Here is a 14,972-nt window from a genome sequence, read left to right as displayed (position 1 = left end):
CCATCCTCGCGGAAGCCCTTCACCAGGTCCGCCAGCTCCTCGTCGCGCGGCGTGCCCCCGGCCGTCTCCTCGCGCTTCCACGTGCGGGGCTCCTTCGCCGGCTGCGTCTTCTGCCACGCCCGCGCCAGCTCCAGCAGCTTCTGCTGGGCGGCGTCCTGGAGCGCGTGCATCGCGTCCGGCAACTCAATCTCCTCCAACGCCAGGAGCGCCGTCTCCAACTGCAGCGCCTTCAGGCTCCACTCGTTCCACGCGGTCTTCAGCATCCGTGTCGCTCCTGGCCGTCACACCGACCCTGAAGGGAAGGTGACGTCGCACGCCCCCTATCACACGCCCGCCTGCCCTGGCGCCGGCCAGCCTCGCTGTCGGTGTCCACCCTCTACCCGCTGCCTACCTTGAGCCCCCAGGGAGGCGAGCATGACAACGACGCAGAAGGATCCGCAGGACGTGGTGGCGCACCTGGGCAAGCTCATCCACGGCATCAAGGTCGCCATGATGACGACCGTGGACACCGATGGCAGCCTTCGCAGCCGGCCGATGTGGACCTACGACAAGGACTTCGACGGCGAGCTGTGGTTCTTCACCAATGACCACACCCACAAGGTGGACGAGGTGGAGAAGGACCACCACGTCAGCCTCGCGTATGCCGACCCCGCCAAGGACCGGTACGTGTCCGTCAGCGGCCGCTGCCATCTGATCCGCGACAAGGCCAAGGCGAAGGAGCTGTGGACCCCCGCCCTCAAGGCCTGGTTCCCCCAGGGACTGGACGATCCGAACCTCGCCCTGCTGCGCGTCAGCGTGGAGAAGGCCGAGTACTGGGACACCCCCAACAGCCGCATGGTCCAGCTCGTCGGCTTCGTGAAGGCCGTCCTCACCGGTGAAAAATACCACCCGGGTGACAACCAGAAGCTGGACCGCAACGCCCCCGTCCGCCGCAACTAGCGCCGGCCGGCCTTCCTGACTTCTCAAAATCCCGACATTTGTGTCAGGGAGTGAGTGAAGTCAGGACAGTTCCAGACCCTTGGCACATCCGCCCACCCGGCACCTCCGTACAGTAGGAGCGTGTCGTGGTGGGCGAGGCATTTGCCCCGCAGTTGCTGTTTCTCTGACAGCGCCGTTCGTCCTGGCTTGTGGAGGCAGGCCGGCCCGGGTCATGCAGCGGCCCGCCGCCGTGATACGAGCCCGATCAGCCGTCACATCACGTTGAAGTGACGAACGGTTTAGAGTATCAACCATCCGCTTTCGAGATTTTCCACCTTCCGTCCGGCGGTGTGCCGGCGCCGGCTGGAGGGACTGACCTCGGAGACGCTCATTGGGGCGGAGCGATTTCCCGCCTTTTGAAGGAATCAGGACGATGGAGAACAAGAACAAGGTCGCGAAGCCGGAGGGCAAGCTGGCGGTGCTCATCCCGGGCCTCGGCGCGGTGTCCACCACCTTGATGGCGGGTGTGGAGCTGGCGCGGCAGGGCAAGGGCGCCCCCATTGGCTCGCTCACGCAGATGGGCACGGCCCGTCTGGGCAAGCGCACCGACGGCCGGACGGTCAAGCTGAAGGACCTGGTGCCGCTCGCCACGCTGGAGGACGTCGTCTTCGGCGCCTGGGACATCATCAGCGAGGACGCCTACCAGGTGGCGCAGCGCTCGGGAGTGCTCAGCGACAAGCACATGGAGCAGGTGAAGCCCTTCCTCCAGGGCATCAAGCCCAAGCCGGGCGTGCATGATCCGGAGTTCGTGCGCCGTATCGCGGCCAACCACATCAAGGCCACGAAGACGCACCGCGAGAGCATCGAGGCCATCCGCCAGGACATCCGCGACTTCAAGAAGGAGCTCAACGCCACGCGCGCCGTGATGGTGGTGTGCAGCAGCGTGGAGACCTTCCGCCCCCTGCCGGAGGCGTTCCAGTCGCTGGCCAACTTCGAGAAGGCGCTGGATTCCAACAGCCCGGACGTGAACCCCACGGCGCTGTACACCTACGCGGCCATCAAGGAAGGCGTGCCGTTCGCCAACGCCACCCCCAACGCGAGCGTGGACACGCCCGCGCTGCAGGAGCTGGCGAAGCAGGAGAACGCGCCCATCGCCGGCCGTGACCTGAAGAGCGGCCAGACGATGATGAAGACCGTCATCGCGCCGGCGCTCAAGGCGCGCATGCTGGGCCTGGAGGGGTGGTTCTCCACCAACATCCTGGGCAACCGCGACGGCGAGGTGCTGGATGATCCCCAGGCCTTCAAGGCCAAGGAAGTGACCAAGTCGAGCGTGCTCGACACCATCCTGCAGCCGGACCTGTACCCGGAGCTGTACAACAAGTACTCGCACAAGGTGTCGATCCACTACTACCCGCCCCGCGGCGACGCGAAGGAGGGTTGGGACAACATCGACATCGTCGGGTGGCTGGGTTACCCGATGCAGATCAAGATCAACTTCCTCTGCCGCGACTCCATCCTGGCGGCGCCGCTGGTGCTGGACATCGCGCTGTTCCTGGACCTGGCCAAGCGGATGGAGTGGCGGGGCATCCAGGAGTGGATGTCCTTCTACTTCAAGAGCCCCATGGCCCACCCGGGTCTGCCGGTGGAGCACGACCTGTTCATCCAGCTGACGAAGCTGAAGAACACGTTGCGCGTCGTCGCGGGCGAAGAGCCCATCACCCACCTCGGGCTTGACTACTACGGGGATGACCTCCCGCTCGCCCGATAAGAACGACTCCGTGTTCAAGTGGCTCGTCACCGTCATGGCGGCGGGCCACTTCGCACTGGTGGTCCTCACCGGTCGTGTCCGGTGGGAACACGTCGCGGCGGATCTGCTGCTGGTGGTGCTGGCCTGGGCCGGCGCCGGCCCGCGGCGGTTCCTCCGGGGCGCGTTCCCGCTGTGGCTCACCGGCATGATTTTGGACAGCCAGGCGCTGTGGCTGGGCCTGCGCGGCACCATCCACACCGGGGACCTGTGGGCCCTGGAGAAGGCGCTGTTTCCGGCCCCGGGCGGGATGATCTGGCCCGAGTGGTGGTGGCACAACCCCAACACCCCGTTGGACCTCTTGTGTGGCTTCGCCTACGCGGCCTACCTCTACGAGGTCTTCATCGCGGCGCTGCTCTACTTCTTCTTCAAGCAGGACCGCCGCTTCGAATCGCTGTGCTGGGCGTTCTTCGTGGTGAACGCCATTGGCGTCGTCATCTACGTGCTCTACCCGGCGGCCCCGCCCTGGTACGTGCTCAAGTACGGGCCCGGTCCCGCCAACCTGGCGGCGCTGCCCAGCCCCGCGGGCACGGCGCGCTTCGATGCCTTCTTCGGCATCAGCTACTTCGCCAACTTCTACGCGCGCAATCCGAACGTGTTCGGGGCCATGCCCTCGCTGCACGCGGCCTACCCGCTGATGATGGTCCTGGTCCTCTGGTACAAGGGCACCGCGTGGCGGGTGGGGACCATCCTGTTCGCGCTGCTCGTCGCCTTTTCCGCCGTCTACCTCACGCACCACTACATCCTCGACGTGCTGGCGGGCTGCATCGCCGCGGTCGTGGCGTTCGTCGTCGTGAGGGCCGTCTTCGCTCGTCGGGACAAGGCGTCGCCGCAGGTGGCGTCCGTGTCCCTGCCGTCTGGAGGAAACACCCGTGCATGACAACGTCCTGGCCTTGCTGAGTGGAGACCTGTCCCCCTCGGCGCGCATCTGGACCGCGCTGGCGCCCGCGCTGTTCGCGGTCGCGTATTTCCTCGGCGGACTGCTGCTGTTCTGTATCCGCTGCGCCATCAAGGGCATCCCAAGGGACGCGGAGACGCTGACGCGCGGCAAGTCGATGCTGGTGGGCTTCTTCCTGCGCCACTACTTCTTCTGGGTCATCCAGCCGCTCTGGCGCCTGCTCCTGCGCTCGGGGCTGCCGGCCAACGCGCTGTCCATGCTGTCGGGCCTCTTGGGCGTGTCCTCCGGCGTGGCGGTGGCGGCGGGCCGCTTCGCGCTGGGCGGCTGGCTCTTCCTGATGGCGGGCGTGCTGGACGTGATGGACGGCCGGGTGGCGCGCACCCGCAAGGAGGCCAACCCCGCGGGCGCGGCGCTGGACTCCGTGTTGGATCGCTACGTGGACTCCGCGATGCTGATGGGCCTTGCCTGGTACTACCGGGACACGTGGGTGCTGCTGCCCGCGCTGGGGGCCCTGCTGGGTTCGTCGCTGGTGCCGTACGTGCGCGCCAAGGGTGAAGGCCTGGGCGTGAGCGTGCGCGATGGCGCGATGCAGCGGCTGGAGCGGGTGCTGTTCCTGGGCGTGGGCACGGCGCTGTCGCCCATCCTGGAGGCGCTGTTCTGGCCCGCGGAGAAGCACCCCATGCACTGGCTGGCGGTGGTGGGGCTGGTGTTCGTCGCCATCCTGAGCAACGTCACGGCGGTGTCGCGCTTCCGCACGCTGGTGAAGGCGCTGGCGCCGAAGCGTCCCGTGCAGCCGCGCTCCGGCGTGGCGCTGTTCGGCTTCAACGCGGCGGCGGGCGCCATCGCCACGGCGGTGGACTTCGCCGCGGTGCTGGGCATGGTGGAGTGGGCGGGGCTGTCCCCGGTGCTGGCGACGGTGGTGGGCTGCGTGCTGGGCGGCGTGGTGAACTACTCCATCAACCGGGTCATCACCTTCCGCAGCCACGGCGCGGTGGCGCCGCAGCTGGCGCGCTACACGCTGGTGAGCGGCTCGAGCGCGCTGCTCAACGCGGGCGGCGTGGCGCTGCTCACGCTGCACCCGCAGCTGGCCTACACGCTGGGCTGGTGGCTGGTGCGCGGCGTCATCTACTTCGCCTGGAACCTGCCCCTGCAGCGCGACTACGTGTTCAACGACACGTCGTCGGACCCGCTCCTGGAGCAGCGGCCCCATGCGGCGTGAGTCGCGCTCGCGCGTCGGGGGGGCCCTGCGGCTGGGGGCCCTGCTGACGCTGCTGCCGGGGGTGGCGGCGGCGGGTGCGCTGGAGGTGGCGTTCAACTCCAGCGACCGGTACGGCGAGAGCTTCACCTTCGTCGCGGACGCGGACGACGGCACCTACGTGACGGTGAACCTGTCGGTGACGAACATCGGCCCGGGGTCTCGCACGGGCATCTGCCGCGCCACGGTGCTGCGCCCGGGCAAGCCGGTCTGGTCCCCGCAGACGCGGGTGGGCGGACGCGAGTGGAGCTACGACGCGGCCACCGACACCCTCAAGGTGGGCACGTGCAGCGCGCGGGTGACGGACGCCGGCCTGTCCGTGGAGGCAGCGCTGGACGGCGGCAAGGTGGCGCTGGAGTACGCGAAGAAGCCGGAGCCGTGGTCGCCGGAGGGCTCCACCATCGAGCTGGGCAAGGACCGCTACCGGCACGAGGTGCTGGTGGGCTCGAGCCCCGTGAAGGTGACGCTCCAGGTGCCCAAGGCCGCGGAGGTGTCGCTGACGGGCGGCGGGTACGTGGACCACTCGCGCAGCACCATCGCGCCGGCGAAGCTGGCGAAGCGCTGGGTGAGATTCCGCGCGCTCCGGGGCCCGCAGCGCGCGGTGGTGCTCGCGCGCGAGGGCCAGGAAGGTGACTACGCGCCCGTGTACCTCTGGGAGGACAAGGGGCAGCCGCAGCTGCTGGAGGCGTTCACGCTGGCGCAGACGGGCCAGAAGGAGCGCAGCGCGTGGCGGGCGGAGTTCACCGACCGCGAGGGCAAGCCGGCCCTGACGGTGCGCAGCAAGACACTGTTGCAGCGCAGCGCGCCGGTGGAGTCGCTGGGCGTGCTGAGCGGGCTGGTGAAGCCGATGGTGGGCTCGCCGGTGACGTACCTGCACCGCGCGGTGCTTGAGCGCGCGGGCAAGCCGCCGGTCGAGGGTTTGATGGAAGTCACGGTGGAAGGCGAGTAGCCGGAGGCGAAGGGTTTCGTGAGCGAGTCGTTGCTTCGGTCGGTGCATCACGTCCCGGGCGTCCGGGGGTTCGTGCGCAAGCAGGTGCTGCGGGTGGTGGCGCGCGGGGTGGAGTGGACCACCAAGCTGCCCGGCAAGCGCGCCCTCAACGTGTCGCGGGTGAACGAGTGGCTGCACGTGGGCGGCGGCGTGTCCCGCGCGCGCTACGGCGAGCTGAAGGCCCGGGGCATCACGGCGGTCATCGACCTGCGCGCGGAGCGCTGTGACGACCGCGAGGCGCTGGCGGCGCTGGGCATCGAGCTCTTGCACCTGCCGGTGACGGACCGCTATCCGCCGTCGGTGGAGCAGTTGTCGCAGGGCGTGCGGTGGGCGCTGCCCCGGCTGGACGCGGGCGGCGTGCTGTACGCGCACTGCGAGCACGGCGTGGGCCGGGGGCCGCTGATGGGCCTGGCGGTGATGGTGGCGCGCGGCTGGGATGCGCCGGAGGCGTACCGGGCGGTGCGCCACGCGCGGTGGCAGGCGACGCTGAATGACCGGCAGTTGCGGGGACTCGCGGACTTCGTGGCCGCGTGGACGGGCGTGCCGGAGCAGGCCGCTTAGGGACGCGGGCTACTTCCCGTCCTCGTACAGGGGCAGGAAGTGTGAGCTCGCGATGGACGCGCCCCAGCAGCACTCGGACTCATCGTCATCGTCGCTCGGGAGCGTCGTGTGGAGCGGCGCGCCTGGCTTCACGTCCTCGAAGAAGAAGAGGTTCTCCGGGAGGATGACGAACGCCCGGTCGCCCTTGCGCGTGCGCAGGGTGAGCTTCGTCAGCTTCGGATCCGACAGGTTCGCGGACCCCTTGGGGACGAAGACTTCCTGCTGGGGCTTGCTGGGTGGCTCCTGGGGCCGGTCCTTCAGCTCGCAATGGACCTCCTCTTGCGACCACACGTCGACGTCCTGCACGCGGCATCCGCCATCCCCCGAGAAGCGGAACAGCGCCTTCACGGTCGTGAAGTAGCAGTCCCCCGTGCCGCAGTCGGCGCCGTGCGCATCCAGCACCACCGACAGGCGCACCCGGCCATCCGGGAGCGCCTCCACCCACCCCAGCCGCGCATAGCGTTGGAACAGGGGGGCGCTCGCGCAGGACACGGCGGCCTTGGGCTTCGGGGTGGGGACCGGCTTCTTCGGCCCCTCCGCCATCGCGTTCGCACAGCAGAGGAAGAGGAGGACAGCGAGAGGTCGCGTCATGGCCATGACAGCATGCCTTAGCAAATGACGTACCCGCACCCGTGTGGCTCCGGGCCCGCGCTAAGAAGAGGTCCGCACAGGACAGGGGGCATCACCATGTCGAAGCGGATGCAGTGGCTGGCAGGGCTGGGACTGCTGTGGATGTCCGCAGGCTGCGGTCCCATGGAGCCGGGGGAAGAATCCGCCCCATCCGCCCCGAGCGTGCCGGAAGTCACCGCCGCCAGCGTCGAGGAGTGTCGCAACGCGTGCGCGGTGGGGTACGTCCGGTGTGGGATCCTCTGCAACAGCGGTCCCTTCTCCAACCCCACCTGCAAGCCGAGATGCACCGCGGAGATGGAGACCTGCTTCAACCTCTGCGCACCGTGAGGGTGCCCGTCCCCACCCCGCAATGAAGAAGGCCCCGGTGCGGACACCGGGGCCTCTTCACAGCGTCACCGCGTCACCGCGCTTCAGCTCTCCGGCGCGGGATGCGGGGTTTCGTCGTCCGTCGTCGAGGTCGGCGTGGCGCTGTGCTTGTTGCGCCAGCGGTCCACCAGCAGGAGCAGCGCCGGGAAGCCCACCAGCACCACCACCATGTTCACCGCGAAGCCCAGGTTGGCCAGGTCGCCAATGGAGTTCAGGCCCGGGTGCTTGGCGAACACCAGCGCCAGGAAGCCGATGGCGCTCGTGAGCAGACCGCCCGTGATGGCGCGCCCCGTCTCCGCGTACACCGTGACGAAGTCCGCGCCCGGCTCGCCCAGCCGCTCGATGAGGTGCACGCCCGCGTCCACCGTGGTGCCGATGAGCACCGGGATGACCACGATGTTCAGGTAGTTGAACTGCAACCCCAGGATGGCCATCAGGCCCACCAGCCCCGCGATGGACAAGAGCGTGGGCAGCATGCAGATGAGCGCGTTGCGCAGGCTCCCCAGCGTCATCCACATCGCGAAGAACACGCTGAGCACCGCCGCCACCAGGATGCGCGGGCTCTCCTTCGCCACCATGTCCAGGATGTCCGCCAGGATGAGCGCCTCGCCCGCCGCGGACACCTGGCTGCCGTCCGACAACTGGAGGTTGCGCACCTCCTTGGTGAAGCGCCGCGTGCCCACGCCGTCCGACAGGCTCACGTTCGCGTAGACCAGCACCACGCCGCCCTTCTGGCCGGCCGCGGGCTCGAACTGGCGGCGCAGGCTCACCGGCAGGTCCTCGCGCGTGAAGGGCTTCGCGTCCGACATCCGCACCGCGCGCACCAGGTTGGCGCGCGTCTCCTTGGCCACCTTCTCCGGGTCGATGCGCGACAGCTTCTTGTGGATGGACTGGAGCAGCGCCTGCTTCTCCAGCTGCTGCTGCGGCACCAGGTCCTCCAGCGCCCCCACGAAGTCGATGGTGGAGTCCTTGCCGAACTGCTGCTTGCGCGCCAGGAGCTGGTTCACCGCCTCGCGCTCCTGGCCCTCCTTGTCCGTCAACACCACCACCGGCGTCGCCGAGTACCCGAGGATGTGGTCGATGCGGCGGTCCAACCGCACGCTCGGCAGCGACACGTCATCCAGCTTCGTGGAGTCGTAGTTGAACGTCACCCGGTACGCCTGGCTGATGAGCGCCACCAGCGCCACGCCCAGCACCAGCGCCACCGCGCGGTAGCGACGCGGCAGGAAGCGCGCCAGCACCGCCATGGGCCCCGACTGTCCCTGGTGCGTGCGCGGCGTCCAACCCCACTTCGACACCACGCCCAGCATCGCCGGCAGGATGAGCAGGTAGGAGCCCACGCTCACCATCATGCCCACCGCCGCGATGACGCCGAACTCGTGGAACGCTCGGAACTCCGACAGCGACAGGCTCAGGAACGTCAGCGCCGCCACCAGCGCGGAGATGAGCGCGGAGAAGCCCGTGTGGCTGAACGTCTCCCGCACCGCCTCCTCCGACGTCATGCCCTCCGAGCGCAACGTCCCCCAGCGGCCCAACAGGTGGATGCCGTGCTCCACGCCCAGGCCGCCCAGCACCGCGGCCAGGAAGCCCGTGAGCAGATTCACCTGCCCGTACGCCACGCCCACGAAGCCGTAGGTCCACATCAGGCCCGCGGCCACCGGGGCCATGGTGAGGCCCACCGACAGCGCGCTGCGGAAGTGGAACGCCAGGTACGCCAGCAGCAACACGATGGCCAGCGACGACGCGCGCGCCAGGTCGCCGGTGATGACGCCCTGCTGGTCGATCTTCTTCTTGAACGTGCCGGTGATCTCCGTGCGGAAGCCGGGCCCGTACTTGGACAGGTCCTGCTTGGACAGGTAGTCCTGCACCTGCGCAATGACCTTCTTGGAGTAGCCCAGGTCCGCGGAGCTGCCCTTCGCCTTGAGCAGCATCACCACCATGCGCTCCTGCGGATCCAGGTAGTACAGCTCACCGCCCTGGCCCGTCCCCGACAGGCGCTGGTTGGCACCGCCGGTGTACTTCTGCTCGATGTCGGTGAAGTCCAGCGACGGGGGCGGCGACTCCTCCAGCCGCACGAAGAGCGGGTTGGCCTGCTCCTTCTCCCACGCGAAGCGCGCGTCGATGCGCTCCTGGATGAGCTTCAGGTCCGGCAGATCCACGTAGTACAGCGCGTGCTGTTCGAAGAACTTGCTGGGGCGCTGGTAGTTGACGAAGCGGATCTCCGACAGGCCTCCCAGCTTGGGCGCCATGTCATCCACGAACTGCTTGAGCTGCTCCGGCTCCGCGCCAATGCCGGCCACCACCACGTTGCCCATGCCGCCAAAGCGCGTGCGCAGCTTCTCCAGGTCCTGCACGGACTGGAAGGATTTGGGCAGCAGGTTCGCCAGGTCCGCGTTGAGCGACAGGTTGCGGGCGAGGAAGGTGCCCATGCCCGTCAGCACCAGCGTCACGAACAGCGCCACCCAGGGTCGTCGGTGGCCGCGGACCGCCAGGGAGCCCATCGCAGCCTCGAACCGTTCGGACCACCGCATCTCACTCATGGATGTGACTTCCTCATCTTGAGCCCACCCAAACCGGGCCGCTCACGCGTATATGCCCCGAGCCACCGTGCGTCCAGGCACCGTCCCGGGGGCCTTCCCGGCCGCATGCTCCGACGGGGAAGAAGGCGTCGCTGAAACAAACACGCAGGTATGCAACCCCGGCGGGCGGCCCGCCAGTGGATCCTCCTCCCGCGTGTACGTCGGGCGCGTACGTCAGGGCCCCGCCCTTCCCGTGCTGTCCCCCGTCTTGGGCGGCCGGGCGGGCGCGGCCTTCGCGCTGGCGTGCCGGAGGTCCGTGGCATGGCCAGCTTTTGTTCCGACGGCCCCTGCCAGGAAGCAGGCGCCCCAGGGAGGGGATGCCGCCGCGTGACCCACGGGCCGGCCGCAGCCGGGACCCAGGCACGGGCGCCCACGGTTGATGGCCTCGGACCCGTCTTCGCCAGCCGAACGTTCGTGGATGCACCGGGTGGAGCGCTCGCTGGGTGCGCTCGCCGCGCACAACCACCGCCGCCCCATCGTCGCCCTGCTCTGCGCCCTGCTCCTCTCCGGCGTGGGCCTGCTGTGCGCCCGGAACCTGACCCTCAACGCGAACCTGGCGGACCTGCTGCCCGAGTCCTTCAAGAGCGTGCAGGCCATCAAGACCCAGGAGGAGCGCTACGGGGCCCTGGGGTGGGTGGTGGTGGTCGGCGATGAAGCGGACCCCGAACAGCTCCAGCGGTTCGCGCAAGACCTGGCGCCGAAGCTGGAAGCCCTGCCGGGCATCCGGTACGTGGAAATCACCCGCCCCAGCCGCTTCTTCCGCGACCATGCGCTCTACTTTTTGTCGCCAGAAGATTTGAAGGAGGTGGAGCGCCGCATCGAGGCGCGCCTCACCTGGGAGCGGCTGCACGCCAACCCGCTCTTCGTGTCGCTGGAGGACGACGACCCGGCCCCGTCGCTGGACTTCTCCGACCTGGAGAAGAAGTACGGCGGCAACGCGGTGACGCGCCTGTCCAACAACCCGAGCGAATTCTACCTGGACCCCGCCGAGCGCCGCGTGGTGGTGCTGGCCAAGCCCGAGACGTCGTCCTCGGACCTGACGTTCTCGCGGAAGATCGTCGACGAGGTCCAGGACGTGGTGAAGCAGCAGGACCTGTCCAAGTACGGGCCCGGCTTCCACACGGAGATCACCGGCACGTTCCAGAAGAAGTTGGATCTCCAGTCGCAGATCACCCGTGACGTGGCGGTGGCCTCCTCGGTGGCCGGGGTGCTGGTGCTGCTGTACCTGTTCCTGCACTTCCGCAGCATGCTCGCGGTGGGGATGGTGCTGGCGCCGGTGGGGGCGGGCCTCGCGTGGACGTATGGCCTGGTGGGCGTGGCGTATGGCCAGGTGAACATCCTGACCGCGTTCCTGGGCGCCATCCTGGGCGGCCTGGGCGTGGAGCACGGCATCCACCTGCTGGGGCGGTACCTGAACCTGCGTGGAGAGGGGATGGCTTCCGAGCAGGCCACGCGCGAGGCCTTCACACACACGGGCGGCGCGGCGCTGGTGTCCGCGCTGGTGGCGGCGCTCACGTTCTTCGTGCTGGGCACCTCCGGCCTGCGGGCGTTCCGCGAGTTCGGCGTCATCGCGGGCGTGGGCATGCTGGTGATCATCCTGGCCTACGTGCTCGTGCTGCCGGCGGTGCTGGGCCTCGTGGCCCGTCACGGTTGGACGCCGCGCAAGACATCCACCCGGACGCAGGAAGCGCCGCTGGGTCACGTCATCATGCGGCGGCGCGGGGCGCTCACGCTGGCGTCCGCGCTCATCGTCGCGGGACTGCTCACGCAGGTGCCGGGCCTGCGGTTCGACTACAAGGTGTCGTCGCTGGAGGATGAGAACCTCGACTCGTTCGTCCTGGACCGCGCCGTCAACCAGCTCATCGGCTACACGCAGATGCCCCTGGTGGTGCTGACCGACTCCCGCGAGGAGGAGGCGGTGGTCGTCAAGGAACTCCAGGCGCGCAAGCAGCAACTGGGCGCGGACTCCAAGGTGGACTTCGTCGCGTCGCTCGAAAGCCTGGTGCCCGGGGAGCAGGCCCGCAAGCAGGTCATCCTGAAGGACATCGGGAGGCTGTTGGAGCGCGTGCCCGAGGGCCAGCTCACCGCCCGGCAGCGGGAGGAGCTGGCGGAGCTGCGCCATCAGGTGCGGGCCGCGCCGTTCTCCGTGGCGGACCTGCCGCCGGGCGTGCGCCAGCAGTTCGAGGGACGCGGGGAGAAGGGCACGGGCTTCGTGGTGGTGTATCCGTCCGTGGACCAGTCCGACGGGCAGGCCATGCGCAAGCTGGCGAAGGAGGTGCGCGGGGTGGCGCTGCCGGATGGACGGCCCGCGGTGGTGGCCGGCGAGTCGCTGGTGCTCGCGGACATCCTGGACCTGGTGTCGCACGAAGCGCCGTTCATCCTGCTGGGGTCGACGCTCGCGGTGTTGCTCGCGATGTGGATCACCCTGGGCGGACTGCGCACCGCGCTCTTGTGCCTGACACCCACCGTGGTGTCGGTGTTCGCGCTGCTGGGGTTGATGCCGCTCATGAAGCTGGAGTTCAACTACCTCAACATCCTCGTCATCCCGGTGCTCATCGGGACGACGGTGGACGCGGGCGTGCACCTCATCACCCGGCTGGCGTCACCGGGGAGCGACTTCGTGCGGGTGTACTCGGAGACGGGCAAGGCCATCTGTGGCGGCCTGCTCACGAGCGCGGTGGGCTTCGGCGCGCTGTTCCTCGCGGACCACCCGGGCCTGAACTCCATTGGCGCCCTGGCGAACCTGGGCTTCGGCATGAACCTGCTCGTCATGCTGGTGACCTTCCCGGCCCTGCTGCTGGTGCTCTCCGAACGCAAGCGGCGCCGCCGTGCGGTTCCGTCGCGCCCCCGGGGTGAGCACCTCGTGGATGATGGGCAGGGTCCTCACCGGCCCACGCCCGCCAGTTGATGGCCGAGGCGTCGTCCGCCCGGCCGCGCACGCGCAAAGGAGCGGGACGATGTCTCAGCAATGGATCTGGATGGGCCTCGCGGCCGGCACCCTGGCGCTCGGCTCCGCCTGCGACGCCACCGAGTCCCCCGTCCTGCTCGCGCAGGTGGACCCCAACTCCGCGGGCGCCATCACCACCGGGCAGCCGAATCCGGGGGCTCCCGCGGGCAGCCTGCCGCCCGCGCCCGCCGGAAGCGTCACGGAGCCTGTCTCCACGCGGACCTACGGCGACCCGGGGACCGACACGGGCGGCAGCGGCAGTGGCGCGGTGCTCCCGCAGCCCTACACCGCGCCGTCGTCCATCACCGGTGCCGCACCGGGCAGCGCCACCGGCACCGCACCCGGCACCGCCACCGGCACCGCACCGGGCAGCGTCACCGGCGCCGCACCGGGCAGCGTCACCGGCGCCGGCGCCGTGATGCCCTCCAACACGGGCAGCCTGCCCGCCCCTGGCGCGGGCAGCACCGTCAGCGGCAGTGGCGCGGTGCTGCCGCCCAACACCGGCAGCACCGCGGCGCCGGGCGTGGGCAATACCGTCAGCGGCAGTGGCGCGGTGCTGCCACCCAGCACGGGCACCACCGCCCCGGGGGCGGGCACCACGCTGTCGCCAGACACCAACACGTCCAGCAACTCCGTGACACCGCTGGGCGGCGGCTCCGTGCTCGACGGAGGCGTGGGGCGCTAGGGCCTTCCCATTCCCCAGAAAGTGCCCCGGCGCATCGGACGGCGGTCCTCCAGGCGTGCGGTGCGATGGACAGTCGCGCGGATGCAACCCCGCGACCCCGCCTGCCAGTGCCGTTCCCCGAGCAGGCAGGCGGAGGAGCCACCCCTGCACACACCCCCGGGCCTGCTCACTTTCGGTCCAGCAGGCAGTCGGAACCTTTCCAACCAGCAGTCTGACTCTATCCGGGGGAATCACATGAAGAGCTTCCTGAAGAAGCAACTGACGGTCGCGGCGGTCCTCGTGGGCGCGCTGGCGCTCGGCACGGGCTGTAAGTCGGATCAATCCGCGACGCGCGGCACGGAGCCCACGCCCGCCTCCGACTCCACCATGGGCACGGAGTCCACGACGGGCACCGGGACGGACACCACGGGCACCGGCACCACCACCACGCCGCCTCCCAGCAGCGGCGGCTCCGGCTACGACACGGGCAGCACGACGCCCGACTCGCAGCTGCCGCCTTCGGACACGGACACCGGCGGCTCCGGCATGACGGATGACTCCACGCTGCCGCCCGCCAGCGACGACAGCCTCAATCCGGGCACCGGCGGCGCGGGCACCAGCGAGAGCGAGCCGGGCGTGCACGACGGCGAGACGACCGAGCCGGGCACGGGCGGCTCCGGCATGTCCACGGATGACAGCGCCATGCCGGAGGACGGCAGCCTCCCCAGCGACTCCACGCTCGACCCGAACGCGCCCAAGGGCAATATGAACACGCCGGTGCCGGACTCCACGGGCACCCTGTCGCCCAACAGCGGCACCACGCGCTAGGTCTCCACCGGGCCGCCGTGAAATCCACGGCGGCAACGCGGTGACACCCCGAGCGCCCGTGACCTCCTCGCAGGTCGCGGGCGCTTCGTGCGTTCGATGCCAACGACAAACCCCGCCGACGCGCGAGGCGTCAGCGGGGTCCTGGATGCTGCGGGGCGAAAAGCCTCAAGTCACGCTGACGCCCGGGTATGGCGACCGGGGGCTGATCACCGGGTTGATGATCAACGGGTCATGCGACTCGCCCGGCCCGCTGTCGGGATCCACGGTGGGAGGAACGTGGTGTTCACGCTCCTCGTCCTCCGTTCCAGCCTGGCGCTCCGGCACCGGAGGCAACCCTTCCAGGGGAATGTGCAGCACGTCCTTCTTGCTCATGACGAACGCCTCCTTTCAGTCAGTCCAAGGGTGGGGCGCGTCCGGGATTTCCGCAGGCCCTCCGGCCGCGGGGCCCGCGCGCTCCCTCCCCCTGGATGCCGGCGGACGCCAGGGGCCCCCCTC

General features: G+C 69.4%; 13 protein-coding genes and 1 pseudogene. 10 read left to right on the top strand and 4 right to left on the bottom strand.

Annotated features, from left to right (window positions below; translation table 11 throughout):
- A pseudogene (locus tag D7X74_RS30075) lies at positions 1-263 on the bottom strand (hypothetical protein); the annotation flags it as partial.
- Between the two features lie 151 nt (positions 264-414).
- Here D7X74_RS30075 and D7X74_RS30070 point away from each other — a divergent pair.
- From D7X74_RS30070 to D7X74_RS30045, 6 genes are all read left to right on the top strand, one after another.
- Positions 415-939, top strand: a complete 525-nt coding sequence (locus tag D7X74_RS30070; RefSeq protein ID WP_120536452.1) for a pyridoxamine 5'-phosphate oxidase family protein — start codon at positions 415-417, stop codon at positions 937-939.
- Between the two features lie 412 nt (positions 940-1,351).
- Entirely contained in the window at positions 1,352-2,686 is a 1,335-nt protein-coding gene (locus tag D7X74_RS30065) for an inositol-3-phosphate synthase (RefSeq protein ID WP_120536451.1), read from the top strand.
- The gene (locus D7X74_RS30060) at positions 2,664-3,602 is read left to right on the top strand and encodes a phosphatase PAP2 family protein (RefSeq protein ID WP_120536450.1); all 939 of its coding nucleotides are present in this window, start codon (positions 2,664-2,666) and stop codon (positions 3,600-3,602) included. The genes D7X74_RS30065 and D7X74_RS30060 overlap by 23 nt, the downstream gene beginning before the upstream one ends.
- Positions 3,595-4,839 (top strand): GtrA family protein, encoded by a 1,245-nt coding sequence (locus D7X74_RS30055; RefSeq protein WP_120536449.1) that lies wholly within the window; start codon positions 3,595-3,597, stop codon positions 4,837-4,839. The genes D7X74_RS30060 and D7X74_RS30055 overlap by 8 nt, the downstream gene beginning before the upstream one ends.
- Positions 4,829-5,824, top strand: coding sequence for a hypothetical protein (locus D7X74_RS30050; protein ID WP_120536448.1), 996 nt, complete (start codon positions 4,829-4,831; stop codon positions 5,822-5,824). The genes D7X74_RS30055 and D7X74_RS30050 overlap by 11 nt, the downstream gene beginning before the upstream one ends.
- Positions 5,825-5,842: 18 nt before the next feature.
- Positions 5,843-6,424, top strand: a complete 582-nt coding sequence (locus D7X74_RS30045) for a dual specificity protein phosphatase (protein ID WP_120536447.1) — start codon at positions 5,843-5,845, stop codon at positions 6,422-6,424.
- A 9-nt stretch (positions 6,425-6,433) separates the two neighbouring features.
- Here D7X74_RS30045 and D7X74_RS30040 read toward each other — a convergent pair whose 3' ends face one another.
- Positions 6,434-7,054: a hypothetical protein gene (locus D7X74_RS30040; protein WP_147446728.1), complete on the bottom strand. Its 621-nt coding sequence runs from the start codon at positions 7,052-7,054 to the stop codon at positions 6,434-6,436.
- A 96-nt stretch (positions 7,055-7,150) separates the two neighbouring features.
- On the opposite strand from D7X74_RS30040, the gene D7X74_RS30035 reads away from it, so the two are divergent.
- Positions 7,151-7,420: a hypothetical protein gene (locus D7X74_RS30035; RefSeq protein WP_120536445.1), complete on the top strand. Its 270-nt coding sequence runs from the start codon at positions 7,151-7,153 to the stop codon at positions 7,418-7,420.
- A gap of 83 nt (positions 7,421-7,503) precedes the next feature.
- Here D7X74_RS30035 and D7X74_RS30030 read toward each other — a convergent pair whose 3' ends face one another.
- Entirely contained in the window at positions 7,504-9,999 is a 2,496-nt protein-coding gene (locus D7X74_RS30030) for an RND family transporter (RefSeq protein ID WP_120536444.1), read from the bottom strand.
- Between the two features lie 457 nt (positions 10,000-10,456).
- Here D7X74_RS30030 and D7X74_RS30025 point away from each other — a divergent pair, with 457 nt between their 5' ends.
- The 3 genes from D7X74_RS30025 to D7X74_RS30015 all read left to right on the top strand — a co-directional run bounded on the left by D7X74_RS30025 (position 10,457) and on the right by D7X74_RS30015 (position 14,477).
- Entirely contained in the window at positions 10,457-12,946 is a 2,490-nt protein-coding gene (locus tag D7X74_RS30025; protein WP_233595609.1) for an RND family transporter, read from the top strand.
- A gap of 49 nt (positions 12,947-12,995) precedes the next feature.
- Positions 12,996-13,670 (top strand): hypothetical protein, encoded by a 675-nt coding sequence (locus tag D7X74_RS30020; protein ID WP_147446727.1) that lies wholly within the window; start codon positions 12,996-12,998, stop codon positions 13,668-13,670.
- A 234-nt stretch (positions 13,671-13,904) separates the two neighbouring features.
- Positions 13,905-14,477: a hypothetical protein gene (locus D7X74_RS30015; protein ID WP_120536441.1), complete on the top strand. Its 573-nt coding sequence runs from the start codon at positions 13,905-13,907 to the stop codon at positions 14,475-14,477.
- 165 nt (positions 14,478-14,642) lie between these two features.
- On the opposite strand, the gene D7X74_RS30010 is transcribed toward D7X74_RS30015, so the two are convergent.
- Positions 14,643-14,849 carry a hypothetical protein gene (locus D7X74_RS30010; RefSeq protein ID WP_120536440.1) on the bottom strand — a complete coding sequence of 69 codons (207 nt, stop codon included), beginning with the start codon at positions 14,847-14,849 and terminating at the stop codon, positions 14,643-14,645.
- Positions 14,850-14,972: the final 123 nt, after the last annotated feature.

This window comes from Corallococcus sp. CA047B (genome assembly GCF_003612065.1).
GTDB lineage: Bacteria > Myxococcota > Myxococcia > Myxococcales > Myxococcaceae > Corallococcus > Corallococcus praedator.
The sequence above is the reverse complement of the archived record's forward strand: the minus strand, read 5'-3'. Positions and strand labels throughout refer to the sequence as shown.

Coding starts and splice junctions, on each gene's coding strand:
- D7X74_RS30015 (WP_120536441.1), top strand. CDS start 13,905: ATGAAGAGCTTCCTGAAGAAGCAACTGACGGTCGCGGCGGTCCTCGTG.
- D7X74_RS30025 (WP_233595609.1), top strand. CDS start 10,457: ATGCACCGGGTGGAGCGCTCGCTGGGTGCGCTCGCCGCGCACAACCAC.
- D7X74_RS30020 (WP_147446727.1), top strand. CDS start 12,996: ATGTCTCAGCAATGGATCTGGATGGGCCTCGCGGCCGGCACCCTGGCG.
- D7X74_RS30065 (WP_120536451.1), top strand. CDS start 1,352: ATGGAGAACAAGAACAAGGTCGCGAAGCCGGAGGGCAAGCTGGCGGTG.
- D7X74_RS30010 (WP_120536440.1), bottom strand. CDS start 14,849: ATGAGCAAGAAGGACGTGCTGCACATTCCCCTGGAAGGGTTGCCTCCG.
- D7X74_RS30030 (WP_120536444.1), bottom strand. CDS start 9,999: ATGAGTGAGATGCGGTGGTCCGAACGGTTCGAGGCTGCGATGGGCTCC.
- D7X74_RS30050 (WP_120536448.1), top strand. CDS start 4,829: ATGCGGCGTGAGTCGCGCTCGCGCGTCGGGGGGGCCCTGCGGCTGGGG.
- D7X74_RS30035 (WP_120536445.1), top strand. CDS start 7,151: ATGTCGAAGCGGATGCAGTGGCTGGCAGGGCTGGGACTGCTGTGGATG.
- D7X74_RS30040 (WP_147446728.1), bottom strand. CDS start 7,054: ATGACGCGACCTCTCGCTGTCCTCCTCTTCCTCTGCTGTGCGAACGCG.
- D7X74_RS30070 (WP_120536452.1), top strand. CDS start 415: ATGACAACGACGCAGAAGGATCCGCAGGACGTGGTGGCGCACCTGGGC.
- D7X74_RS30060 (WP_120536450.1), top strand. CDS start 2,664: ATGACCTCCCGCTCGCCCGATAAGAACGACTCCGTGTTCAAGTGGCTC.